The 23,352-nt window shown below is 73.0% G+C and carries 17 protein-coding genes; 13 read left to right on the forward strand and 4 right to left on the reverse strand.

Annotated elements, in window-relative coordinates; translation table 11 throughout:
* Positions 1 to 112 precede the first annotated feature (112 nt).
* Both ssb and ettA read left to right on the forward strand, forming a co-directional pair.
* Positions 113 to 709, forward strand: a complete 597-nt coding sequence (gene ssb / locus DFJ68_RS02115; RefSeq protein WP_121030626.1) for a single-stranded DNA-binding protein — start codon at positions 113 to 115, stop codon at positions 707 to 709.
* 87 nt (positions 710 to 796) lie between these two features.
* Positions 797 to 2,479, forward strand: a complete 1,683-nt coding sequence (gene ettA, locus DFJ68_RS02120; RefSeq protein WP_121030628.1) for an energy-dependent translational throttle protein EttA — start codon at positions 797 to 799, stop codon at positions 2,477 to 2,479.
* A 165-nt stretch (positions 2,480 to 2,644) separates the two neighbouring features.
* On the opposite strand, the gene yczR is transcribed toward ettA, so the two are convergent.
* The gene (yczR, locus tag DFJ68_RS02125) at positions 2,645 to 4,081 is read right to left on the reverse strand and encodes a MocR-like transcription factor YczR (protein ID WP_121030630.1); all 1,437 of its coding nucleotides are present in this window, start codon (positions 4,079 to 4,081) and stop codon (positions 2,645 to 2,647) included.
* Between the two features lie 60 nt (positions 4,082 to 4,141).
* On the opposite strand from yczR, the gene yczE reads away from it, so the two are divergent.
* Positions 4,142 to 4,912, forward strand: a complete 771-nt coding sequence (gene yczE, locus DFJ68_RS02130) for a membrane protein YczE (protein WP_245963398.1) — start codon at positions 4,142 to 4,144, stop codon at positions 4,910 to 4,912.
* Here yczE and DFJ68_RS02135 read toward each other — a convergent pair.
* Together DFJ68_RS02135 and DFJ68_RS02140 are read right to left on the reverse strand one after the other, a co-directional pair.
* A complete protein-coding gene (locus DFJ68_RS02135; protein WP_121030632.1) occupies positions 4,815 to 6,215 on the reverse strand; it encodes a DUF1731 domain-containing protein in 1,401 nt (466 codons plus the stop codon). The genes yczE and DFJ68_RS02135 overlap by 98 nt on opposite strands.
* Positions 6,216 to 6,252: 37 nt before the next feature.
* A complete protein-coding gene (locus DFJ68_RS02140; protein ID WP_245963399.1) occupies positions 6,253 to 6,891 on the reverse strand; it encodes a TetR/AcrR family transcriptional regulator in 639 nt (212 codons plus the stop codon).
* Between the two features lie 87 nt (positions 6,892 to 6,978).
* On the opposite strand from DFJ68_RS02140, the gene DFJ68_RS02145 reads away from it, so the two are divergent.
* The 10 genes from DFJ68_RS02145 to treZ all read left to right on the forward strand — a co-directional run bounded on the left by DFJ68_RS02145 (position 6,979) and on the right by treZ (position 20,940).
* Positions 6,979 to 8,130, forward strand: a complete 1,152-nt coding sequence (locus DFJ68_RS02145) for an acyl-CoA dehydrogenase family protein (protein ID WP_121030635.1) — start codon at positions 6,979 to 6,981, stop codon at positions 8,128 to 8,130.
* Positions 8,127 to 8,906, forward strand: coding sequence for an SDR family oxidoreductase (locus DFJ68_RS02150; RefSeq protein ID WP_245963400.1), 780 nt, complete (start codon positions 8,127 to 8,129; stop codon positions 8,904 to 8,906). Before DFJ68_RS02145 ends, DFJ68_RS02150 begins: the two co-directional genes overlap by 4 nt.
* A gap of 135 nt (positions 8,907 to 9,041) precedes the next feature.
* A complete protein-coding gene (locus DFJ68_RS02155) occupies positions 9,042 to 10,103 on the forward strand; it encodes an iron-siderophore ABC transporter substrate-binding protein (RefSeq protein ID WP_245963401.1) in 1,062 nt (353 codons plus the stop codon).
* Complete coding sequence (locus tag DFJ68_RS02160) at positions 10,103 to 11,104, forward strand: FecCD family ABC transporter permease (RefSeq protein ID WP_121030637.1); 1,002 nt, start codon at positions 10,103 to 10,105, stop codon at positions 11,102 to 11,104. The genes DFJ68_RS02155 and DFJ68_RS02160 overlap by 1 nt, the downstream gene beginning before the upstream one ends.
* The gene (locus DFJ68_RS02165; protein ID WP_245963402.1) at positions 11,101 to 12,195 is read left to right on the forward strand and encodes a FecCD family ABC transporter permease; all 1,095 of its coding nucleotides are present in this window, start codon (positions 11,101 to 11,103) and stop codon (positions 12,193 to 12,195) included. Before DFJ68_RS02160 ends, DFJ68_RS02165 begins: the two co-directional genes overlap by 4 nt.
* Before the next feature lies 1 nt (position 12,196).
* A complete protein-coding gene (locus tag DFJ68_RS02170; protein WP_121030641.1) occupies positions 12,197 to 13,192 on the forward strand; it encodes an ABC transporter ATP-binding protein in 996 nt (331 codons plus the stop codon).
* Positions 13,189 to 14,232: a siderophore-interacting protein gene (locus DFJ68_RS02175; protein WP_121030643.1), complete on the forward strand. Its 1,044-nt coding sequence runs from the start codon at positions 13,189 to 13,191 to the stop codon at positions 14,230 to 14,232. Before DFJ68_RS02170 ends, DFJ68_RS02175 begins: the two co-directional genes overlap by 4 nt.
* Positions 14,233 to 14,426: 194 nt before the next feature.
* Positions 14,427 to 16,595, forward strand: a complete 2,169-nt coding sequence (glgX, locus tag DFJ68_RS02180) for a glycogen debranching protein GlgX (RefSeq protein ID WP_121030645.1) — start codon at positions 14,427 to 14,429, stop codon at positions 16,593 to 16,595.
* Positions 16,592 to 19,132: a malto-oligosyltrehalose synthase gene (gene treY / locus DFJ68_RS02185; RefSeq protein ID WP_338067394.1), complete on the forward strand. Its 2,541-nt coding sequence runs from the start codon at positions 16,592 to 16,594 to the stop codon at positions 19,130 to 19,132. Before glgX ends, treY begins: the two co-directional genes overlap by 4 nt.
* Positions 19,129 to 20,940 carry a malto-oligosyltrehalose trehalohydrolase gene (gene treZ / locus DFJ68_RS02190; RefSeq protein WP_121030649.1) on the forward strand — a complete coding sequence of 604 codons (1,812 nt, stop codon included), beginning with the start codon at positions 19,129 to 19,131 and terminating at the stop codon, positions 20,938 to 20,940. Before treY ends, treZ begins: the two co-directional genes overlap by 4 nt.
* A gap of 93 nt (positions 20,941 to 21,033) precedes the next feature.
* Here the strand turns inward: treZ and DFJ68_RS02195 are convergent, their stop codons facing one another.
* Entirely contained in the window at positions 21,034 to 21,942 is a 909-nt protein-coding gene (locus DFJ68_RS02195; RefSeq protein WP_420823667.1) for an acyl-CoA thioesterase, read from the reverse strand.
* Positions 21,943 to 23,352 lie beyond the last annotated feature (1,410 nt).

Here is a 23,352-nt window from a genome sequence, read left to right on the forward strand (position 1 = left end):
AGGTCGTCGTCCACAGACCGTCGACGGGCGCTGGGCTTCGCCGGCTCGTCCGCCGAGCCTTGGTGCCAGCGGTGGCCACGGGGCCACCCGGGACCAGGCAGGAGCAGCCGAGATGAACGAGATCAGGGTGACCGTCCACGGCAACGTCGTGGCCGAGCCGGTGGAGCGCACGACCCGCACCGGCGGGGTGTTCACCACCTTCCGCATCGCGAGCACGCCGCGTCGGCGCACGATCGACGGCCGGTTCGTCGACGGCGACACGAGCTACTTCGGCGTCATCGCCTTCAACGCGCTCGGCGCCAACGTCACCGTCTCGCTGCAGAAGGGGCAGCCCGTCATCGTCGAGGGCCGGCTCTCGACGCGTGAGTGGCAGGCCGCCGACGGCACGACGCGGCAGAGCATCGAGGTCGACGCCGACCACGTGGGCCACGACCTCGGGTGGGGGCGGGCCCAGTTCTCGCGCCTGAGCCGGGCGGCGGCGCTGGGCCACGACCGCATGGTCGAGCCGGAGGTCGCGGAGGCCATGACGAACCTGGCCGAGTGTCGGCCGGCGAACGTCGACGCCGACGGGGTCGTGCACGACGAGCCGCGCCCGGCCCCGGACGACGACTCGACGTCCGAGCCCGACCACCCTGCTGACCGGGTGGCCGACCGGGTCCCCGACGACGCGGAGACCGACGACTACGAGGTGCTCCAGCGGTCGGCCTGAGCGCGTCGCGGGTGGTCCGGACGGACCGGCCCGGGGTGGGCCCCCGGCGATTCGGCGGCGGCGTCGGCGGCCGATAGCCTTGCGAGCATGGCCGAGTACATCTACACCATGACCCGCGCACGCAAGGCGCACAACGAGAAGGTCATCCTCGATGACGTCTCGATGTCGTTCTACCCCGGCGCGAAGATCGGCATGGTCGGCCCCAACGGCGCCGGCAAGTCCACGATCCTCAAGATCATGGCCGGTCTCGACACCCCGTCGAACGGTGAGGCGCGCCTCGCACCCGGGGCGACGGTCGGCATCCTGCTGCAGGAGCCCCCGCTCAACGAGGACAAGACGGTGCTCGGCAACGTCGAGGAGGGCGCCGGCGAGATCAAGGAGAAGGTCGACCGCTACAACGCCATCTCCGTCGAGATGGGCGAGCCCGACGCCGACTATGACGCCCTGCTCGCCGAGATGGGCAAGCTGCAGGAGGACATCGACCACGCCGACGCGTGGGACCTCGAGAGCCAGCTCGAGCAGGCGATGGACGCGCTCCGCTGCCCGCCCGGCGACTCGCCCGTCACCAACCTCTCCGGTGGTGAGCGTCGCCGCGTCGCGCTGTGCAAGCTGCTGCTGCAGAAGCCCGACCTGCTGCTGCTCGACGAGCCCACCAACCACCTCGACGCCGAGTCGGTGCTGTGGCTCGAGCAGCACCTCGAGACCTACCCGGGCGCCGTCATCGCCGTCACCCACGACCGGTACTTCCTCGACAACGTCGCGCAGTGGATCGCCGAGGTCGACCGTGGCCGGCTCTACCCCTACGAGGGCAACTACTCGACGTACCTCGAGAAGAAGTCCGAGCGACTGCAGATCCAGGGCAAGAAGGACGCCAAGCTCGCGAAGCGCCTCAAGACCGAGCTCGAGTGGGTCCGCAGCAACGCCAAGGGCCGTCAGGTCAAGAGCAAGGCGCGTCTGGCCCGCTACGAGGAGATGGCCGCCGAGGCCGAGCGCACCCGCAAGCTCGACTTCGAAGAGCTGCAGATCCCGCCGGGCCCGCGCCTCGGCTCGACGGTCATCGAGGTCAAGAACCTCAAGAAGGGCTTCGGCGACCGCGTCCTCATCGACAACCTCTCGTTCTCGCTGCCGCGCAACGGCATCGTCGGGGTCATCGGCCCCAACGGTGTCGGCAAGTCGACGTTGTTCAAGACGATCGTCGGCTTCGAGCAGCCCGACGCCGGCGAGGTCAAGATCGGCGAGACCGTCAAGATCTCCTACGTCGACCAGGGCCGTGAGGGCCTGGACCCGAAGAAGAACCTCTGGGAGATCGTCTCCGACGGCCTCGACCACATGAAGGTCGGCAACGTCGAGATCCCCTCGCGGGCCTACGTCTCGCAGTTCGGCTTCAAGGGCCCCGACCAGCAGAAGCCGTCCGGCGTCCTGTCCGGTGGGGAGCGCAACCGCCTCAACCTGGCGCTGACCCTCAAGCAGGGCGGCAACCTCCTGCTGCTCGACGAGCCGACCAACGACCTCGACGTCGAGACCCTCGGCTCACTCGAGAACGCGCTGCTCGAGTTCTCCGGCTGCGCCGTCGTCATCACCCACGACCGGTGGTTCCTCGACCGCGTCGCGACGCACATCCTCGCCTTTGAGGGCACCGAGGAGAACCCGGCCAGCTGGTACTGGTTCGAGGGCAACTTCGAGGCGTACGAGGCGAACAAGGTCGAGCGGCTCGGCCCCGACGCCGCCCGCCCGCACCGGGTGACCTACCGCAAGCTCACCCGCGACTGACCGTCCGCTCCTGCGGACCCGTGCCCGCCCGACCTCCCGGTCGGGTGGGCACGGTGCGTTCCGGCATCCGGGTCGGGTGTCCGGGATCGGGCCGTGGCGGAGCTCCGGACGGGGGATGCCGGGTGGTGGCGTCCGGAACCGGGCCGTGGCGGGGTTGCGGACCGGTCAGGCGATGAGGGGCGCCGCGCCCGGGGTGGCGGGCCCGGCGCCGAGGGCGAGCTGCCACGCCGTCGCGAGCCGGCGGCCCACCTCGTCGGCCTCGTCGGCGGCGACGCAGAACGGTACCCGCACGTACCGACCGAGGCCGCCGTGCACCCCGAACTGCCCGCCGTGGGCCAGACGGACCCCGGCCCGCTCGCCGACCCGCGCCAGCTGCTCGCTGCGGTCCGTGGGCAGCTCGCACCAGAGGTTGAGGCCACCCGACGGGACCGTGAAGTGCCAGTCGGGCACGTGCCGCCGCAGCGCCGCGACCATGGCGTCCCTGCGCCGGCGGGCCTCGGCGCGGCGATCCTCGAGCAGGGCGGGAGCGGCGGTGAGCAGCTCGACGAGGACGAGCTGCTCGAGCACCGCCGTCCCGAGGTCGAGGCTGTGCCGGGCCTCGACGACGGATGCCGTCACGGCCCGGGGAGTGCGCACCCACCCCACCCGCAGACCGCCCCACCACGTCTTGGCCGCGCTGCCGAGGGTGAGCGTGCCGGCGGCGTGGGTCGCGAAGGGAGCCGGGGGAGCGGCGTCGAGCCCGAGCTCGACGAACGTCTCGTCGACGACGGGCGTGCACCGCGAGCGGCGCAACAGCTCGGCGACCCGGGAACGGGTGGGCGCGTCCATGAGCTGCCCGGTCGGGTTCTGGAAGTCGGGGATGAGGTAGGCGAGCCGGGCGCCGCTCTGGCGCAGCGCGATCTCGAGCGACTCCAGGTCCCACCCGTCGTCGGTGACGGGGAAGGGCACCGGCCGCAGCCCCGAGCGGCGGCTGCCGACGACGGCGTTCGGGTAGGTCGGTGACTCGACGAGCACCCGGTCGCCCGTCTCGAGGAGCGCGCGCAGGGTCGCCGACAGGGCGGCGTGCGCGCCGGACGTGACGACCAGCTGGGCCGGGTCGGTCGGCAGGCCGCGGCCCTCGAACCAGGCCGCCAGGGCGACGCGCGCCTCCGGGATGCCCTGCGGGTGGTAGCCGGCCGTCGCGAGGTGGCGCGGCAGCGCGAGCAGCGCCCGCTCGTAGGCCGCCGACAGCCCGGCCGCCGCCGGCAGGGCGGCGTAGGTGAGGTCGACGACGTCGGGCGGTACGTCGGTCGGGATGAGCCCGGCCCCCGAGAGGTGCAGCCCGTCGGGGCCGGTCGGCAGCGCCACGACGCTGCCCGAGCCGCGCCGGGTCTCGACGAAGCCCTCCTCCCGCAGCAGGTCGAGGGCGGCGCCGACCGTCGTCCGGCTGAGGCCGAGCTCGGTGACGAGGGCGCGCTCGCTCGGCAGCCGGGTGCCGACGAGGACGCGGCCGTCGCAGACGAGCCGGCGCACCCCGGTGGCAAGCGAGCGGTACGCCGGTCGACCGGACGCGGCATCCGGGCCCAGCAGCGAGGCGAGCGAGCGGGCGGACAGCGAACGCATGGGTCCACTGTCGCACAGGTGGACCTGTCATCAGGGTCCAATCAGGGCCACCATGGGGGCATGGCCCGCTCCGCCCCGCTCCTGCCCCTCACGCCCCTCCAGCAGCTCACCGCCGGGCGGCTGCCGCGTCGCGTCGCGCAGCTGCTCGTCGGGCTCGTCCTCTACGGCGTGTCGATGGCGATGATGATCCGGGGTGCGTTCGGGCTCGACCCGTGGGACGTCTTCCACGCCGGGCTCGCCGACCGCGTCCCCCTCAGCTTCGGCGAGGTCACCATCGCGGTGGGAGCCCTCGTGCTGCTGCTCTGGTGGCCGCTGCGCCAGTGGCCGGGCCTGGGCACCGTCGCCAACGTCGTCGTCGTCGGCCTCGCCGCCGACGCCGGCCTCAGCCTCCTGGCCCAGCCGGAGTCGCTGTGGGTGCGGGTGCTGCTGCTCGTCGGCGGGCTCGTGCTCAACGCCGTCGCCGGGGGCCTCTACATCGGCAGCCAGCTCGGGCCGGGCCCCCGCGACGGCCTCATGACCGGCCTGGCGCGACGCACCGGCTGGTCGATCCGCCTCGTGCGCACCCTCATCGAGGTCTCCGTGCTCGCGGTCGGCTGGCTGCTCGGTGGCCCGGTCGGTGTCGGCACCGTCGTCTACGCGTTCGGCATCGGACCGCTCGTGCAGTTCTTCCTGCCGCTGCTCACCGTGCGCCTCGACCCGGCGCGCGCCGGCGGCCCCGGGGCCGGGCCGGTCGTCAGTGCAGCAGGTCGTCGAGCGCCTCGTCGAGGTCGGGGTGCTCGAACCGGAACCCCGCCGCAGCCAGCACCGACGACGTGCAGTGCCGACCGGTGAGGCCGAGGGCCGGGTCGGTGCGCAGCACGACGGAGCCCACCGCGACGGCCCGCTCCGGGGTGGGCGGAGCCGGAGGACGGCCGAGTCGTCGGCGCAGCGAACGCATGAGGTCGACGTTGCGCACGGGTGACGGCGACGAGGCGATGAGCGGCCCGTCGGGCAGCACGACGTCGGGCGTGAGGCCGAGGGCGGCGCGGACCACCGCGAGCCAGTCGTCGACGTGGACCCAGCTGAACCACTGACGTCCCGACCCCACCCGGCCGCCGAGGCCGAGCCGTGTCAGCGTCTCCAGCCGTCGCAGCGCCGGGGAGCCGGGCTGGAGCACGATCGAGGTGCGCAGCACGACCCGGTGGGCCGCCGCCGCGCCCTCCGACTCGGCCTCCCAGGGCCGGGCCACCCCGGTCATCTGCGGCAGCGCCGCGGGCCCGGTCGGCAGTGGGGTCGTCTCGGTGACGCGGGTCTCGCCGGCGTCCGACCAGATCGCCGTCGTCGACCCCTGCACCCACCGGGCGACCGGCACGGGCAGCCGCCCGCTCGCCCGCACGAGGGCCCGCGTCGGCAGCACCCGCGACTCGCGCAGGGCGTCGACGTTCGCCGCCGTCGGGCGGGCGTCGACGAGCCGCCCGGCGAGGTTGACGACCGCCGTCCGCGCCGGGTCGGAGAGCACCTGCTCCCACGCCCCGTCTTGGACGCCGTCCCACTCCACCTGGCGATGGGGGACGCCCGCGTCGGCGCGGCGGGTGAGCAGGACCACCCCGTGCCCGCGCGCGGCGAGGTCGGCCGCGAGGGCGCGACCGAGGCTGCCCGACCCGCCCGCCACGACGACCTCCAGGCCGTCGGGCCGGGGCGTGACGACGAGCGACGCGAGCCGGGCGAGGTCGTCGGGCCACCCGTCCGACAGTGGCCCGGCGACGAGCCGTGCGACGAGTGGGGACGCCGGCCCGGTCAGCGAGATCCGTTGTGACAGAGCGCAGCTCATGCCGTCGGACCCCGCCTCGACGACCCACTCGACGCGCATCGCGCCGCCCGGGAGCGGCTGCTCGAGGGTCAGCCGGCCCGGGGCGGCCGTCGCCGGTGGGGTGACCTCGACCAGCCTGAGGGGCGGCGCCGTGCGGCGGTGCAGCGCGCTGAAGGGCCCCGCGGGGGCGTAGGCGCCCGTCGCGCCGGCGCGGACGTCGCCGTCGACGTGTGCCTCCTCGATCGCGCCGCACCACTGCGCCCACCGGCGAGGGTCACCGACGACGGACCACAGCCGACCGGCATCCGTCGCGAAGGTCTGTCGTCGGGTGCGCTGCCACGGCATGGACCCCACCGTAGGCCGGGCGGCCGACGGCAGGGCGTCAGGCCGCCGCGCCGACGAGCCGCAGGGCGAGGTGGGCGTTGGTCGTCGCGATCTGCGACGGCGTGCGGCGGATCGTGGGGGAGTACCAGCGGGCGACGTCGACGGCGATCGACAGCAGGGCGAGCGCGGTGTCGCCGACGTCGTCGATGGTGAAGCTGCCGTCGGCCACGCCGGCCTCGAGCACGCCGCGCACGACGGCGTCGATCTGCTTGCGCAGCCCGAGCACCTCGGCGTGGTGCTCGGGGGTGAGGTGGTGGTGCTCGTACTGCACGACCCGGGCGATCTCGTACTTCTCCGCGTGCCACTTCGAGAAGGTCGCCATGACGGCCGCGAGCTGCTCGCGTGGGGTGGGCGACTGCGCCACGGCCTCGCGCACGGCCGCGAGGGCCGACTCGTGGCCGGTGCGGCTCAGGCCCATGAGCAGCTCCTCCTTGGAGCCGAAGTGGACGTAGACGCCGGCCGGGCTCAGCCCCGCCCCGGAGGCGATGTCGCGGGTCGTCGTGGCGTGGAAGCCCTTGTCGGCGAAGGACCGGGCCGCCGCGGCCATGAGTCGGTCGACGGTGGGCCCGCTGCTCGGCTCGCGGGTCGTCTCGCGGGTCGTCTCGGGCACGGCGGCGCTCGTGGTGGTGCGGGGCACGTTGACAGCATGCCGTAGCGTCGCGAAACTAAGCAAGCGCTTAGTCACCGGCGTGCCAGCGGCGCGCCCCCCGCCCAGGAGGACCCGATGCCCCGCCACCTCTACGACGCCGACCACGAGGCGGTGCGCGCCTCCGCCCGCGAGTTCGTCGCCCGCACGCTCGCCCCGCGGGCCGAGCAGATGATCGCCGACAAGGTCATCGACCGGGAGGTGTGGCGAGAGGCCGGCAAGCAGGGCTTCTTCGGCTTCGACATCCCCGAGGAGTTCGGCGGCGCGGGCGTCGACGACTACCGCTTCAACGCCGTCGTCGCCGAGGAGATGTCGCGCTTCAACGCCGCGACGAGCTCGTGCTTCGGCATCCACTCCGACGTCTGCCCGCCGTACATCGTCGACCTGGGCACCGAGGAGCAGAAGCAGCGCTGGCTGCCGGGTATCGCGAGCGGCGACCTCGTCATCGGCATCGCGATGACCGAGCCGAGCGGCGGCTCCGACCTCGCGGCCCTCAAGACGACCGCGGTGCGCGAGGCCGACGGCGAGGGCTGGGTGCTGAACGGCAGCAAGACGTTCATCACCAACGGCTACCAGGCCGACCTCGTCATCGTGGCCGCCCGCACCGACCCGAGCCGCGGGGCCAAGGGCATCACCCTCTTCGTCGTCGAGCGCGGCATGCCCGGCTTCGTCAACGGCCGCAAGCTCGACAAGGTCGGCATGCCCGAGAGCGACACCGCCGAGCTGTTCTTCGAGGACGTCCGGGTGCCCGACGAGAACCGGCTCGGCGAGCCCGGCATGGGCTTTGTCGCCATGATGCAGCGACTGCCGCAGGAGCGGGTCGGTGCGGCCGTGAGCAACGTCGCCCACGCGAAGGCGATCCTCGAGGAGACCATCGAGTACGCCAAGCAGCGCAAGGCGTTCGGTCAGGCCATCGGGACCTTCCAGCACAACAAGTTCCTCCTCGCCGAGCTCGTGACGAAGATCGAGGTGGCCGAGGCCTACGTCGACGACTGCGTCCTCGCCCACTCCCGGCACGAGCTGAGCGCGGTCGACGCGGCGAAGGCGAAGTGGTGGAGCGCGTCGGTGCAGAACGACGTCCTCGACCACTGCGTGCAGCTGCACGGCGGCTACGGCTTCATGAACGAGTACCGGGTGGCCCGGGCCTGGCGCGACGCCCGCGTGACGAAGATCTGGGCGGGCAGCAACGAGATCATGAAGGAGCTCATCGGCCGGGACCTCGGTCTGTGAGCGACGCGGCAGGGCGCCCCCGCCTGCACGAGGGGGCCGTCGCGGTCGTCACCGGGGCGAGCCGGGGCATCGGGCTCGGCATCGCCGAGCGGCTCGTCGCCGACGGCGCCCGGGTCGTCGTCACCGCCCGGAAGGCGGAGGCCCTGGCCGAGGCCGTCGACCGTCTCGGCGGCCCCGAGCACGCCCTCGGCGTCGCCGGCAACGCCGCCGACGAGGCCCATCAGGACGAGGTCCTCGCGGCCGCCCGTGAGACCTTCGGCGGGCTGCACCTGCTCGTCAACAACACCGGCATCAACCCCGCGTACGGCCCGATGCTCGACAGTGACCTCGACGTCGCCCGCAAGGTGCTCGACGTCAACGTCGTGGCCGCGTTCTCGTGGATCCGCAAGGCCGTCGCCGCGGGCCTCGGGGATGCCGGTCACCCGGGCGCCGTCGTCAACGTGGCCTCCGTCGCGGGGCTGGGGGCCTCCGGGGTCATCGGCTGGTACGGCGTCTCGAAGGCCGCGCTCATCCACCTGACGACCGAGCTCGGGTACGAGCTGGGGCCCGACGTGCGGGTCAACGCCGTGGCGCCGGCCGTCGTCAAGACCCGCTTCGCCGAGGCACTCTACGAGGGTCGCGAGGAGAAGGTGGCGTCGCGCTACCCGATGCGCCGCCTCGGGGTGCCGGAGGACGTCGCGGGTGCGGTGAGCTTCCTGCTCGGCCGCGACGCGTCGTGGGTCACGGGGCAGACGCTGACGGTCGACGGGGGAGTGACGCTCGCGGGCGGGGTCTGACGCGCGGCGGTCGGCGGAGGGTAGTGGTTCGCGCGGGCGAGCCCACCGGCATCCGCTCACCGGACACCGGGTTTGGCGGGTAAGGACTACCTAAGTAAGGTGAGCCTGTCCTTCCGATCGACAGAGAGACCCACCGTGCTCCGTCTCCGTTCCGCCCTCCCCGTCGCTGCCCTTCCCGCCGCCGTGGCCCTGCTCGTGCTCGCCGGGTGCTCCACCGGCCCCTCGGGCTCGACCACCGTGGAGCCCGGCGCCGGGGGCTCGACGTCGCAGGCCGACGCGAACGCGTTCCCGGTCACCATCACGCACGCCTTCGGCAAGGCCACGATCAACGCCGCCCCGAAGCGCGTCGTCACCCTCGGCTGGACCGACGCCGACCACGTCGCGGCCCTCGGCGTCGCACCGGTCGGCGCCCCCAAGGTGACGTGGGGCGGCAACGCGAAGCAGTCGAGCGACTGGTTCGACAAGCAGCTCGCCGCCATCGGCGGCGCCGCGCCGACGCGCTTCGACGACGCCGACGGTGCGCCGATCGAGGAGATCGCCAAGCTCGACCCCGACCTCATCCTCGCCACGAACTCCGGCATCACGAAGGTCGAGTACGACAAGCTGAGCAAGCTGGCACCGGTCGTCGCCTACCCGAAGGTCGCCTGGGGCACCCCTTGGGAGGAGTCGCTCGACCTCATCGGCACGGCCCTCGGGCGCTCGGGCAAGGCCGCCGAGGTCAAGGCCCAGACGGAGCAGACCCTCGAGGCCGCCCGCACGAAGTACCCGCAGCTCGCGGGCAAGACCTTCATCTACGCCTTCGTCACGCCGACCGACTACAGCCAGGTCGGTTACTACACGCCGCTCGACCTGCGCCCGCGCATGCTCACGGAGCTCGGCATGAAGAACGCCCCCGTCATCGAGAAGCTGAGCGAGGGCTCGAGCGAGTTCTACAAGACGGTCAGCGCCGAGCAGGCACCCACGCTCACGTCGGACATCCTGCTCACCTACGTCGAGCAGGGCGACGAGGTCGCGAACATGAAGAAGGACCCGCTCATCGGCCAGATCCCCGCGGTCAAGGCGGGCGCCGTCGTCGCGACCGCCGACAAGCGCGTCGGCCTGACGACGAGCTCGCCCTCGCCGCTGTCGATCCCGTTCATGGTCGACCTGTTCGTCCCCACGGTCGCCGAGGCCGTCGCGAAGGCCGACGCCAGCTGATGGTCGGCCGCACCCGCACGCTCACCCTCACCGGCGCGCTCGTCGTGCTGGTGGGGGTGGCGGTGGTGGCCTCCCTCACCGTCGGCAGCAACCCCGTCCCGCTCGGTGACGTCGTCTCGGTGCTCACCGGGCACGGCGGCGAGCTCTCCCAGCAGGGCATCGTCGAGGCCCGCATCGCCCGCACGGCGGTGGGCCTGCTCGTCGGGGCGAGCCTCGCCGTCGCGGGCGCCGCCATGCAGGGCCTGACCCGCAACCCCCTCGCCGACCCCGGCCTGCTCGGCGTCAACGCCGGCGCCTCCCTCGCGGTCGTCGTCGCCATCACGCTGTTCGGCGTCGGCAGCCTCACGGGCTACGTCTGGTGGGCCATGGCCGGGGCGGGCATCGCCGCCGTCGTCGTGCACGCCCTCGCCGGCCTCGCCGGGGGTGGAGTCACCCCGCTGCGGCTGACCCTCGCCGGCGCCGCCGTCACCGCGGGCCTGGCCAGCTGGTCGTCGGGCCTCATGGTCAGCAACGCGCAGTCGTTCGACTCCTTCCGCCTCTGGCAGGTCGGCACCATCGGCGGGCGCGGCCTCGACCTCGTCACGACCGTGCTGCCCTTCTTCGCCGTCGGCCTCGCCGTCGTGCTGCTCGCGGTGCGCCAGCTCAACGCCCTCGCCCTTGGCGACGACCTCGCCCGCAGCCTCGGCGAGAACATCCTGTTCGCCCGCACCGCCGTGGCGGTCGGGGTGGCCGTGCTGTGCGGCGCCTCGACGGCGCTCGCCGGGCCGGTCGGCTTCCTCGGCCTCGTCGTGCCGCACCTCGCCCGCTTCGTCGTCGGCCCCGACCACCGCCGCATCATCCCGGTGTGCCTCCTCGTCGGACCGGCGCTGCTTCTCGTCGCCGACGTCGTCGGCCGCGTCGTCGCGCGCCCCTCCGAGGTGCAGGCGGGCATCATGACCGCGGTCGTCGGCGTGCCGGTCTTCATCGCGCTCGTCCGCCGCGGACGGATGGCCGCCCTGTGAGCGCACCCGCCGCGACATCGGCTAGCCCCGCCACCGTGCTCGCCCCCGACGGCGCGGCCCAGGATGCCGTCCGCCTCGTCGCGCACGCCCGCCGCCGCCCGCTCCGGCGGGTCCGGGCCGTCGTGGCCGGGCTGGCCGTGCTCGCCGTGGCCGCGCTGCTCGCGCGCACCCTGCTCGGCGAGTACACCGTGACCGTCGTCGACTTCGTCCGCATCCTGCGTGGGGAGACCATCGAGGGTGCCCCCGGGGCCTCCTTCATCGTCATGGAGGCCAAGCTGCCCCGGGCCGTGCTCGGCGCGCTCGCCGGGGCGGCCTTCGGCGCCGCCGGCGCGATGTTCCAGACGACGCTGCGCAACCCGCTCGCCAGCCCCGACATCATCGGGGTCAGCCTCGGCGCGAGCGCGGCGGCCGTGCTCGCCCTCACCTTCTTCGACGCCCAGGGCCTCGTCCTGCCCCTCGTCGCCCTCCTCGGCGCGGTCGGCGTCAGCCTCGTCATGTACCTCGTCTCTCGGGGCACCTCGCTCGCGGGGCAGCGCATGGTGCTCGTCGGCATCGGCATCGCCGCCCTGCTCAGCAGCGTCATCCAGTTCGTCATGACGCGGGCCACCATCCAGGACGCCCAGGCCTCGCTCGTCTGGCTCACCGGCAGCCTCAGCCGCGCCACGTGGCCCGTCATCGGTCTGCTCGCCGTCGGCCTGCTCATGCTCCTGCCGGTGCTCGCCGCCCTCGTCCCGCGCATGCGGGCGGCCGAGCTCGGCGACGACCTCTCGACCACCCTCGGCGCCCCCGCCGCGGGGGCCCGCCTCGGGCTCGTCGTCGCCGTGGCCTTCGCCGCCTTCGCCACCGCCGCGACCGGCCCCATCGCCTTCGTCGCGTTCCTCTCCGGGCCGATCGCCAAGCGCCTCACTGGTGGCCGCACCTCGCTCTGGGCCGCGGCCCTCGTCGGGTCGGTCATCGTCATCGCCGGCGACTTCCTCGGCTCGTACCTCATCCCCGACGTCAACCTGCCCGTCGGTGTCATCACCGGCGCGCTCGGCGCCCCGCTCATGATCGTCGCGGTCATCGCCGCCGGTCGCCACGGAAAGGCCTGAGATGACCGTGACCGAAGAACCCCTCGCGCGCCCCGGCGCCCTCACCGCCACGACGCCCGCAGCCCTGCAGGTCAGCGGCCTCTCGCTCGCCTACGACGGTCGCACGGTCGTCGAGGGTCTCGACCTCGCGGTGCCCAGCGGCGCCGTGACGGCCGTCGTCGGCCCCAACGGCTGCGGCAAGTCGACGGTGCTGCGGGGGCTGGCGCGCCTGCTCAAGCCCTCGGCCGGCACGGTGACCATCGCCGACCTGCCCGACGGCCCTCGTGGCAGTGGGCACGCCAACGGTCACGGCGGTGCGGATGCCGGGTCGCCCGGCGGCGCGGCCCGTCGCGACGTGTGGTCGCTCAAGCCCAAGGAGTACTCGCGTCGCGTCGCGCTGCTGCCGCAGACGCCCCCCGTCCCGGAGGGGATCACCGTCGTCGACCTCGTCGGTCGCGGCCGCCACCCGCACCACACCCTCGTCAAGCGGTGGAGCGCCGCCGACGACGAGGCGGTCGCCCGCGCCATGCGCGCCACCGACACCCTCGGCCTGGCCGACCGGCACGTCGAGGAGCTGTCGGGCGGCCAGCGCCAGCGCGTCTGGATCGCCCTCACCCTGGCCCAGGACACCGACGTCATCCTGCTCGACGAGCCGACGACCTACCTCGACGTCGCCCACCAGGTCGACGTGCTCGACCTGCTGCTCGAGCTGAACCGCCGCAGCGGCACGACCATCGTCATGGTGCTGCACGACCTCAACCTCGCCGCCCGCTACGCCGACCACGTCGTCGCCCTGCGCGGCGGTGCCCTCGTCGCCCAGGGCCGGCCGGTCGACGTCGTCGACGCCGCCTTCGTCCGTGACGTGTTCGGCCTCGAGAGCGCGGTCGTCACCGACCCGCTGTCGGGCACCCCCCTCGTCGTCCCCGCCTCCCGCACCCACACGACCACCGCCGTCACCACCACCGCCACCGCCACCGCCACCGCCACGACCACCTTCAGGAACGGACCCGTCGCATGACCGCCGTCGCCGAGAACCCCACCAGCACCAGCACCAGCTCCAACACGAGCGACACGGCGGCCTCGGCCGCGGCGCCCTCGCCGTTCCTCGTCCTCGCGGGCACCGTGCGCCGGGTCGAGCGGCTCAGCCCGTCCTTCGTGCGGATCACCCTCGGCGGCGAGGGGTTCGACGACTTCGGTCCCGACGGCTCGACGCTCGACCTGCGCATCAAGCTGCTCATCGCCGAGCCCGGTCGGCCGCTGCCGCTGCACCTCGCGTCGTCCGACTCCTGGTACACCGACTGGCTGGCCCTGCCCGAGCACGAGCGGGGGCACCTGCGCACGTACACCGCGCGCTACGTCCGCGGCGAGGGCCACGGGCGCGAGCTCGTCGTCGACTTCGTCCTGCACGGCACCGACGCGGCGCACCCGGGCGAGCCCGGCCCCGCCGCCGCCTGGGCCGCCGCCGCGGCCGTGGGCGACGAGGTCGGGGTCATCGGACCGCGGCGCGGCCTCGACCGGCGCTTCTCCGGGGTCGAGTTCGAGCCCGGTGAGGCCCGGCGCCTGCTTCTCGTGGCCGACGAGACGGCCCTGCCCGCCCTCTCGTCCATCCTGGAGAGCCTCGACCCCGACACCCGTGGCTGCGCGGTGGTCGAGGTGCCGCAGGAGGCCGACTTCCTGCCCGTCGCCGCCCCCTCCGGGGTCGACGTCCACTGGATCGCCCGCGGTGACGCCACCCGAGGTGCGGCCTCCGTCACGACACTGCACGCCGAGTGCGGGCTGCCGTCCGTGACCGGTGCCGTGACCGGTGGCGTGACGGGCCCCGCCGTGACGGCCGACGGCGACGACGACGTGTGGGAGACCCCCGTCTACAGCGCGTCGGGGGAGGACGTCACCGACGAGGCCACGACCCCCGTCGGGCCCGACGAGACCTACGCCTGGGTGGCCGGCGACTCGGCGACGGTCAAGACCGTGCGCCGCCTCCTCGTGGGCGAGCTGGGCATGCCCCGTCACCAAGTGGCCTTCATGGGGTACTGGAAGAGCGGCGCCACCCAGATCTGACCCCGGCGGGGTCGGTAGGCCAGCGGGTGGCGCCGCCGTCCCACGGAGGGGCTCACCGGCATCCGGCCACTTGCGCGCGCGGACGACGGGCGGGCCAGAATGTGTGGCGGCGGCCAGTGACGTCCGACCCGACGTCACGACCACGGTGACGCCGCGGCTGCCTCTCGGCCGCGCACGACGACGGAAGAGACACCATGCAGATCTGGCCCGGCAACCCCTACCCCCTCGGGGCGACCTACGACGGGACCGGCGTGAACTTCGCCGTGTTCAGCGAGGTCGCCGAGAAGGTGGAGCTCTGCCTCATCGACGACGACGGTGCGGAGACGCGCGTCGAGCTGCCCGAGGTCGACGCCTTCGTGTGGCACGGCTACGTGCCCTACCTGCAGCCGGGGCAGCGCTACGGCTTCCGCGTGCACGGGCCGTACGACCCCGAGAAGGGCCACCGCTGCAACCCGACGAAGCTGCTGCTCGACCCCTACGCCAAGGCGATCGAGGGTCAGCCCGACAACGACCAGTCGCTCTTCTCGTACACCTTCGGTGACGAGGACGCGGCGACGAACCCCGAGGCCAACGCCGACGACAGCCTGCGCCACACGATGCTCTCGGTCGTGACCAACCCCTTCTTCGACTGGGGCGACGACCGCCCGCCGAGGTACCAGTACCACGAGAGCGTCATCTACGAGGCGCACGTCAAGGGCATGACCGAGCTGCACCCCGAGGTGCCCGAGGAGATCCGCGGCACGTACGCGGGCATGGCCCACCCGGCCGTCATCGAGCACCTCACCTCGCTCGGCATCACGGCCGTCGAGCTCATGCCCGTGCACCAGTTCGTGCAGGACTCGCACCTCACCGACCGGGGCCTGTCGAACTACTGGGGCTACAACACCATCGGCTTCCTCGCCCCGCACAACGGCTACTCCGCCGGTGGTCAGCGCGGCCAGCAGGTGCTCGAGTTCAAGGGCATGGTCAAGGCGCTGCACGAGGCCGGCATCGAGGTCATCCTCGATGTCGTCTACAACCACACGGCCGAGGGCAACCACATGGGCCCGACGCTCGCCTTCCGCGGCATCGACAACGCGAACTACTACCGCCTCGTCGACAGCGACCCGTCGCACTACTACGACACGACCGGCACCGGCAACTCGCTGCTCATGCGCAGCCCGCACGTGCTCCAGCTCATCATGGACTCGCTGCGCTACTGGGTGACCGAGATGCACGTCGACGGCTTCCGCTTCGACCTCGCCGCGACGCTGGCCCGCCAGTTCCACGAGGTCGACAAGCTGTCGGCCTTCTTCGACCTCATCCAGCAGGACCCGATCGTGAGCCAGGTCAAGCTCATCGCCGAGCCGTGGGACGTCGGCGACGGTGGCTACCAGGTCGGCAACTTCCCCCCGCTCTGGACCGAGTGGAACGGCAAGTACCGCGACGAGGTCCGCGACTACTGGCGCGGTGAGGGCAACGCCCTCGGTGAGTTCGCCTCTCGTTTCACGGGTTCCAGCGACCTCTACGAGCACTCGGGTCGCAAGCCGATCGCGTCGATCAACTTCGTCACGGCCCACGACGGCTTCACGCTGCAGGACCTCGTCAGCTACAACGAGAAGCACAACGACGCCAACGGCGAGGGCGGCAACGACGGCGAGAGCCACAACCGCTCGTGGAACTGCGGCGTCGAGGGCCCGACCGACGACGACGCCGTGCTCGACCTGCGCGCGCAGCAGCAGCGCAACCTCATGACCACCCTGCTGCTGTCGCAGGGTGTGCCGATGCTGCTGCACGGCGACGAGATGGGTCGCACGCAGGGCGGCAACAACAACGGCTACTGCCAGGACAACGAGATCTCGTGGGTCGACTGGGACCTCGACGAGCGGCGCCAGCAGCTGCTCGCGTTCACGCAGGCGGTCGTGCGGCTGCGCCGCGAGCACCCCGCGTTCCGCCGTCGCCGCTTCTTCGCCGGCAGCGCCGACCACGGTGGCGAGAGCGAGCTCGGTGACATCGCCTGGCTCATGCCCAACGCCGAGCACATGGACGCCGACGCGTGGAGCAACGGTCTGGCCAAGACGCTCATGGTCTTCCTCAACGGTGAGGCCATCCCGGAGCCCGACCGTCGCGGTGCGCGCATCGTCGACGACTCCTTCCTCGTCATGTTCAACGCCCACGACCAGCCGGTCTCGTTCACGATCCCGGACGAGGACTACGGCGAGTGCTGGGTGCCGGAGATCAACACGGCGCTGCACGACGTCGAGGTGCGCCAGCTCGAGCCGGGCTGGCAGATCGAGGTCGCCGGTCGCAGCGTCGTCGTGCTGCGCGCGCCCCGCGAGCCCCTCAACAACGCCGTCGCCGGTCTCGGCGAGGCGCAGCCGTGACGGTGACGGAGGGCGCAGCGCGCGGGGTGTCGGGAAGCACGGACGGGAGCCGACCCGGTGAGGGGATGCCGGGGCGTCACGTCCCGGTGTCGACGCACCGGTTCCAGCTCGAGCCCGACTTCACCCTCGAGGACGCCGAGAAGCGGCTGGGCTACCTCGTCCAGCTCGGGGTCACCGACGTCTACCTGTCGCCGGTGCTGCAGGCCTCGGAGGGCTCGACCCACGGCTACGACGTCACCGACCACCGGCACGTCGCCGCGGGTCTCGGCGGCGACGACGCCTTCCGTCGGCTCACCGCCGCGGCCCGCAGCGCGGGCCTCGGGGTCGTCGTCGACGTCGTGCCCAACCACATGACGACGCCGACCCCGCTCACCGCGAACCGTCCCCTGTGGGCGCTGCTGCGCGAGGGGCGGGAGTCGCCGTGGGCGCTCTGGTTCGACGTCGACTGGGACGCCCAGGACGGGCGGATCCTCATGCCGGTGCTCGGCGACGAGCTCGAGTCGGTGCTGGCGTCGGGGGAGATCGAGCTGTCGCACCGTGACGGGCAGACGGTCGTGCGGTACTACGACCACGTCTTCCCCGTCGCCGCGGGCACGGAGAGGCTGCCGCTGCCCGAGCTGCTGGACCGCCAGCACTACCGGCTGGCGTCGTGGACGACCGCCGACGACGAGCTCAACTACCGCCGCTTCTTCGACGTCACCTCGCTCATCGCCGTCCGCGTCGAGGAGCCGGCCGTCTTCGAGGCGACGCACGCCAAGCTCGTCGGGTTCGCCCAGGCGGGCGAGCTGCAGGGCCTGCGCATCGACCACCCCGACGGGCTGGCCGACCCGCAGGGCTATCTCGAGCAGCTGGCCGACGCCACCGGCGGCATCTGGGTCGTCGTCGAGAAGATCCTCGAGGGCGACGAGCAGCTGCCCGCCGACTGGGCCACCGACGGCACGACCGGCTACGACGCCATGCTGCGCGTCGGCGGTCTCTTCGTCGACCCGGACGGCGAGGCCCCGCTGACAGCCCTGTCGACCGAGCTGCTCGGTCAGTCGCAGGACCTCGAGCAGATCGTCGTCGAGGCGAAGCGCTGGGTCGTCGAGGTCATGCTCTCGACCGAGGTCAGCCGCCTCGTCCGGCTGGTCCGACGGGCGCTGCCGGAGGTCGACGCGCAGGCGGCGCGCCACGTCGTCGAGTCGCTCCTCGTGGGCCTCGAGCGCTACCGCGTGTACCTGCGCCCGGGCTCGCCCGCGGGCGAGGCGGACGCCGACGAGCTGGGGCACGCGCTGACGCGCGGTCGCGGTGCGTGGGACCGTCCGCTCGACGACGCCGTCGTCGAGCGGGTCATGACCCTCGCGCTGGGACGCGACCGGGGCGAGGACGCCCAGGCCGCCGACGAGTTCGTCGTGCGCTTCCAGCAGACGTGCGGGCCGGCGATGGCCAAGGCGATCGAGGACACCGCGTACTACCGCTTCGTGCGGCTCACCGGTCTCAACGAGGTCGGGGGAGACCCCGGTCGGGTCGGCATCCCGACGAGCGAGTTCCACCAGTTCGCAACGGGTCTCGCGCAGCGGTGGCCCCGCACGATGACGACGCTGTCGACCCACGACACCAAGCGTTCGGAGGACGTCCGGGCCCGGTTGTTCGTGCTGTCGGAGCGGCCCGACGAGTGGGCGAGGTGGGTGCGCAAGGCCCGCGAGCTCGCCGCCGATCACCGGTCGGACGAGCTCGACGACCTCACCGAGTACTTCCTCTGGCAGACCCTCGTCGGCGCGTGGCCGATCACGGCCGAACGGCTCGACGGCTACGCGCTCAAGGCGATCCGCGAGTCGAAGCTGCGCACGCGTTGGACCGCGCCCGACGAGGCGTACGAGAAGGCCGTGGCCGACCTCGTCGCCGCCATGACCGGCGACCCGGCCATCGCGGTGCACGTCGAGGCGTGGCACTCGGCCACCGCCCGGGAGTCTCGCGCCGCGGTGCTGGGGCAGAAGCTCGTGCAGCTGACGATGCCGGGGGTCCCGGACGTCTACCAGGGCAACGACATCGTCGACCTGTCCCTCGTCGACCCCGACAACCGACGGGCCGTCGACTACGCCGAGCGGTCGGAGCGGCTCGCCCGCCTCGACGACGGCGGCCGTGCGACCGACCTGCACGACGAGAAGCTGCTCGTCACGTCGCGCGCGCTGCGGGTGCGTCGCGCCCTGTCCGACGCCTTCGTCGGCGAGGGGACGTCGCACGTGGCGCTCGACGCCGGGTCGGAGCACGTCGTGGCCTTCGGTCGCGGCCAGGGCGACCGGGTCGAGGTCGTGACCCTCGCCACCCGGCTCGCCGGTCGACTGGCCGACTCCGGGGGCTGGGGTGACGCGGAAGTCACTCTGCCGCAGGGTGACTGGCGTGACGTGCTGTCGGACCGCAGGGTCGACGGCGGTCCGGTGCCCCTCGCCACGGTGCTGCCCGACGAGGGTCTGCCCGTCGCGCTGCTCGTCCGGGTCGGCTCCGCCGCCGACCTCGAGGCCACCGACGGAGCCGTCGCCGAGGAGGTCGACGCGTGAGCGCCGCACCGATCCGCGTGTGGGCGCCGAGCGCCCGCGCCGTCGAGGTCGTCGTCTCGGAGGTCGGCCGCGATGGTGACGGGGCCACCCGGCATCCGATGGTCTCGGAGTCGGGCGGATGGTGGTCGTGGACCCCGTCAGAGAGCCCCGTCGACTACCTCTTCAGCCTCGACGGCGGTGACCCGCGCCCCGACCCCCGCAGCGCCTGGCAGCCCCAGGGCGTGCACGGCGTCAGCCGCACCTTCGAGGCCACCGCGTTCGAGTGGTCGGATGCCGGTTGGCGCGGGCCGCGTTCCGGCGCAGGCGTTCTCGGCGGTGTCGTGTACGAGCTGCACATCGGCACGTTCACGTCCGAGGGCACCTTCGACGCCGCGGCCCTGCACCTCGACCACCTCGTCTCGCTCGGCGTCGACGTCGTCGAGGTCATGCCGGTGTCGGCCTTCGGCGGCACGCACGGCTGGGGCTACGACGGCGTCGCGCCCTACGCGGTGCAGGACGTCTACGGCGGCCCCGCGGCGTTCCAGCGCTTCGTCGACGCCTGCCACGTCCGCGGTCTGGGCGTCTGCCTCGACGCGGTCTACAACCACCTCGGCCCCACGGGCAACTACCTCGGCGAGTTCGGGCCGTACTTCACCGAGCGCCACAGCACGCCGTGGGGCGCCGCCGTCAACCTCGACGCCGACGGCAGCGCGGAGGTGCGGCGGTGGATCGTCGACAACGCTCTGCGGTGGTTCGCCGACTTCCACGTCGACGCGCTGCGCCTGGACGCCGTGCACGAGCTGCGTGACGACTCCGAGCGGCACGTGCTGGCACAGCTGTCCGACGAGGTGAACGAGCTCGGGGCTCGTCTGCGCCGTCCGCTCGACCTCATCGCCGAGAGCGACCTCAACGACCCGGTCATGGTCACGCCGACGGCTCAGGGTGGCCGCGGCATGGACGCCCAGTGGGACGACGACCTGCACCACGCGCTGCACGTCGTGCTGACGGGGGAGACGCAGGGGTACTACTCCGACTTCGCCGGCGACAACGACTCGTGGCCGACGGGCGGGCCGCTGTCGGTGCTGGCCAAGGCGATGAGCGACGGGTTCCTGCACGACGGCCGCTGGTCGAGCTTCCGGGAGAAGGAGTGGGGGGCGCCGGTCGACAAGAGCATGACGTCGGGGCATCGGTTCCTCGCCTACCTGCAGACGCACGACCAGGTCGGCAACCGGGCCACCGGCGACCGCATCGGCGACAGCATCACGCCGGGCCAGCAGGCCGTCGGGGCGGCGCTCTACCTCCTGTCGCCCTACACCGCGATGGTCTTCATGGGCGAGGAGTGGCGGGCGAGCACCCCGTTCCAGTTCTTCACCTCCTTCGAGGAGGAGGAGCTGGCCGAGGCCGTCCGGTCGGGTCGCCGGGGCGAGTTCGCCTCGCACGGCTGGGACGAGTCGCAGGTGCCCGACCCGCAGAGCCCGTCGACGCGGGAGGCGAGTGTGCTTCGCTGGGACGAGGTCTCTGGCGAGGGACACCGGCAGATGCTGGAGTTCTACCGCACCCTCATCGGCCTGCGACGCACCGAGCCCGACATCGCCAGCGGCGACCTCACGGCCGTGGACGTCCGCGCGGACGACGACGCGCGCTGGTTCGTCCTGCGACGGGGGAGCATCGTCGTCGTCGCCAACCTCGCCGAGCAGGCACAGGTCGTGCCGTTCGACGGCGCCGGCGCCGAGGTGGTGGCGTCGTGGGGCGACGACCCGGGCGTCGAGCCCGAGGGTCTGCGTCTCGACGGTCACGACGTGGCCGTGCTGCGGGTGCTGCGGTCCTGACCCACGAGTTCCGGTGTCGCGGAGGCGATCTCACGCCCGACCGCGAGCCGAGGGTACGGATGCCGGTGAGCGCGCTCACCGGCATCCGTGCCCTCACTGCTTGACGCGGACCATGCCCTCCTGCGCGGTGGTCGCCACGAGGACGCCGTCGCGCGAGAACATCTGACCCATGCCGAGACCGCGGCCGCTCGTCGCCGAGGGTGACTGCTGCGCGTAGAGCACCCACTCGTCGGCGCGGACGGGGCGGTGGAACCACATCGAGTGGTCGAGGCTCGCGACGCGCAGCCGCGCGTCGGTCCACGACAGGCCGTGCCGGCGCAGCACCGGCTCGAGCAGCGAGTAGTCGCTCGCGTAGGCGAGGACGGCGGCGTGCAGCAGTGGCTCGTCGGGCAGGGGGCCGACGGTGCGCATCCAGACGTTCTGCTCGGCGGCAGGCTCACCCTGCGGCGGCAGCCACATCGTGCCCTCGACGTTGCGGACGTCGACGGGGCGCGACTCGGCGAGTTGCCGGGCCCGAGGGTCTTCGGAGTCGGCGAAGAGCTCGGCGAGCGAGGGGAGCGTCTCGGGGGCGGCGACCTCGGGCATGGCGACCTGGTGCTCGAGACCGTCGGCGCGGGTCTGGAACGAGCACGTCATCGACATGATGGGCGCCTCCTTCTGCACCGCGTGGACGCGACGGGTCGAGAAGGAGCCGCCGTCGCGCATCTCCTCGACGGCGAAGCGGATGGGCAGGGTGTCGTCGCCCGGGCGCATGAAGTAGCCGTGCAGCGAGTGGATGGGGCGGGGGCCGCCGAGGCGCTCCTCGTCGACCGTGAGGCCGGCCGCCATGACGCACTGGGCGAGCACCTGGCCACCGAAGACGCGCCCGTGGGGCATGCGCTGGCTCTGGCCCTCGAAGACACGGGCGGAGGTGGCGCCGATGGAGGACGCGGCGTCCTGACCGGCGATGCCCGTGACGGAGATGTGCGCGGTGCCCAGCTCGACGAGGGTGAGGACGTCGATGAGCTCGGCGAGCGACCGCGGGACGGGGGAGTCGGCGGTGTGGTCGGTGCCGTGGCGCTGGTGCTGGTCACGGTCCTGGTGCTGGTGTGCGTCGTGGTCCGGGTCGTGGTCCGGGTCGTGGTCGTGGTCGGTGCTGGCGGTCACGCCCCGACCCTAGCCAACGGTGTGCACAGGGCTGGGGTGCCTCTTGTGAGGCAACTCGAACACGTGTTCTCATTCTCGTGGGGCAGGAACGAGTGTGGAGCATGGCGACGCTGACGGCAGCGACGACCGGGACGGGCAGGAAGACGTGCGCGGGTACGGCGGACCGTGACCTCGACGTGTGTGCACCGTCGTCGGGTGGCGACCGGGGTGGTGGGGCGGACCGGCCGGGCACGGCGGGTCACGGTCCGCCGGGCGAGGGTAGGGCCGCATCCCGTGCGGCGGTGGGCCCGTCCGAGAGTCCGCCCCGGGACCGTGCCGCACGACCGCCGGTGGTCGGGGACGCGGAGGCTTTCGAGTCCGAGCTGGCCGGTGCGGTCGACGAGCTGCTGCGTCGTTGCTGCGCCGAAGCGCAGTCGCGTCGTCTCGCCGACGACGTCGCCGACGACCTCGCCTGGGCCCCTGCGGGCGAGCAGGCGGTCGGGCAGGCGGGTGTCACCCACGGGGAGCCGGCCCCTGACGTCGTCACCGACACAGCCGAGGCCGCCATGGCGGCGTCCCTCGCTGAGTTCGAGGCCGCGGAACGGTTGTGCGCCGTGGTGGCACACGCCCAGCTCGGGGCGCTGCGGCGGATGCACGGCTGCGCCCAGGCCCTGGAGGCGGCGAGCAGCGCGCAGTCGTGGGCGGGGCGGACGCCCCTCGAGGCCGTCGAGCTGGTGACGCTCGAGGTGACGGCGGCGACCGGACTCAACACGAGCGACGTCGATACCCGGCTGCAGCTGGCCGAGGCGCCCGAGGGTCGTCTGGGGGCGGTGCGACGAGCCCTGGCCCTGGGTCGCACGACGCTGCGGCGGGCGGTCCGTCTGACCCAGCTGACCCGGCACCTCGATGACGAGGCCGCCGACCGCGTCGCGCGGGCGGTGCTGGCCCCCACCCGCGACGGGGCGGGCCTGAGCGACCGGCTGTTCGCCCAGCGGCTACGTCGTGCCCTGCTCGTGGTCGACCCCGACCGGGTGGCGTCGCGGCGGGCGGCCCGCCGTCGCATCGGGGCCTGGGCGCGCATCGACGACGACGGGACCGGGACCCTGACCGTCGTCAACGACGCCGAGGCGGTCGTGGCCGCCGTCGAGCGGGCGGACGCCGCGGCCCGGGCGGCGCGGGCTGCGGGCGACCCGCGGACGCTCGACCAGCTGCGGGCGGACTTCATCACCGGCGCCGCCATGTTCGGCTGGCCCGGCGACGACCCGTGGTTCGCGGGTCGGCCGGCTC

The organism is Terracoccus luteus (assembly GCF_003635045.1).
GTDB classification, from domain to species: domain Bacteria; phylum Actinomycetota; class Actinomycetes; order Actinomycetales; family Dermatophilaceae; genus Terracoccus; species Terracoccus luteus.

What these genes read in the sequence shown, in the direction of transcription:
- DFJ68_RS02145 (WP_121030635.1), top strand. Translation starts at nt 6,979, where the DNA reads ATGCCCCGCCACCTCTACGACGCCGACCACGAGGCGGTGCGCGCCTCC.
- glgX (WP_121030645.1), top strand. Translation starts at nt 14,427, where the DNA reads ATGCAGATCTGGCCCGGCAACCCCTACCCCCTCGGGGCGACCTACGAC.
- ssb (WP_121030626.1), top strand. Translation starts at nt 113, where the DNA reads ATGAACGAGATCAGGGTGACCGTCCACGGCAACGTCGTGGCCGAGCCG.
- DFJ68_RS02170 (WP_121030641.1), top strand. Translation starts at nt 12,197, where the DNA reads ATGACCGTGACCGAAGAACCCCTCGCGCGCCCCGGCGCCCTCACCGCC.
- DFJ68_RS02175 (WP_121030643.1), top strand. Translation starts at nt 13,189, where the DNA reads ATGACCGCCGTCGCCGAGAACCCCACCAGCACCAGCACCAGCTCCAAC.
- yczR (WP_121030630.1), bottom strand. Translation starts at nt 4,081, where the DNA reads ATGCGTTCGCTGTCCGCCCGCTCGCTCGCCTCGCTGCTGGGCCCGGAT.
- ettA (WP_121030628.1), top strand. Translation starts at nt 797, where the DNA reads ATGGCCGAGTACATCTACACCATGACCCGCGCACGCAAGGCGCACAAC.
- yczE (WP_245963398.1), top strand. Translation starts at nt 4,142, where the DNA reads ATGGCCCGCTCCGCCCCGCTCCTGCCCCTCACGCCCCTCCAGCAGCTC.
- DFJ68_RS02135 (WP_121030632.1), bottom strand. Translation starts at nt 6,215, where the DNA reads ATGCCGTGGCAGCGCACCCGACGACAGACCTTCGCGACGGATGCCGGT.
- DFJ68_RS02160 (WP_121030637.1), top strand. Translation starts at nt 10,103, where the DNA reads ATGGTCGGCCGCACCCGCACGCTCACCCTCACCGGCGCGCTCGTCGTG.